We start from the raw sequence: 969 nt of genomic DNA, 5'->3' as shown, positions 1-969 counted from the left end.
TCAAGAGTAGATGACAGAGGAACGCATTGTGGCGGCTGAGGAATTAACGTAAAGCGGCTGTACGTGGAATAGCACGTGTGACGAGGTTCGCGGGAGCCTATGAGATTAGGACCCTTCGGCTTTGTCGGGATCCAAACTCGCATCCGGTGGGGGATGATAGTGTGATGAATTCCGGAACCTGAACGTAGTCTCTCCGGTACAAACAGCTGGTTGTCGAAAGGTATTCGTTGAGTAGGTCCTCAACAGCGGACATCGGAGCTTTGCAGGATCGTCGGATCGCTGTCGGTGTTGTACCGGAAGATCATACGAGGGCAGATCTCAGTACGGTTAGTTCCATTAATATCGAGTACCTCACCCCGTGTCGTCTGCTCGTCGACAACACCATGAATCACCACGGAGTCGTAATCCACGCCTGGTTCTCTTTCAACGAGTTCACGCGTTTCTGGCGGTATCTCACGTGAGACCCACGGTCCGAGTCCATAGGTCGTTTCAACGGCGATATGGAATACGTGGGCGTTCTTCGTGGCATTCTCAAGTGTTATTTCGAGTGTGGGAACCGTGGGCGTGTCAGCGTTCCATCCCGCGCAGCCAGCCAGTAGCGCGGTTCCCCCGAGAGTGCTCGTCTGTACCAGAATTCGGCGTCGTGTAGGGGGCACGTCATACAAATACCGGAAACAACCGTATGAATATTGTCGTTCGATTCTGTTGAAATCCTATTCTCTAGGTAGATCCTCGCCTGAAACAGGCGGTCGATGAGGTCTGTAACTCTAATGTTCGTATAGAGAAACCCTTGTACGGCGAACTAGCACGAGAACCAACAAAGGTTTACAACAACTTTGATACTGTGTGGATATGGATAGAGATCTCCCGCTTGCCGTTCTCTGTGGTCTGTTAGTGGGATTCAGCATTTACTGGTTTCTCTCTCCTGACTGGTTCGTTGCAATGGGAACAGCGGCGGTTTATACAGGA

General features: G+C 51.4%; 1 protein-coding gene. It reads right to left on the bottom strand.

Features of this window, described 5'->3' with window-relative positions:
- Positions 1-239: 239 nt before the first annotated feature.
- Positions 240-656, bottom strand: a complete 417-nt coding sequence (locus DVK07_RS22455) for a hypothetical protein (protein WP_147441258.1) — start codon at positions 654-656, stop codon at positions 240-242.
- Positions 657-969 lie beyond the last annotated feature (313 nt).

This window comes from Halorubrum sp. Atlit-26R (genome assembly GCF_003666015.1).
Lineage (GTDB): Archaea > Halobacteriota > Halobacteria > Halobacteriales > Haloferacaceae > Halorubrum.
This window is presented reverse-complemented; position numbering and strand designations above follow the sequence as displayed.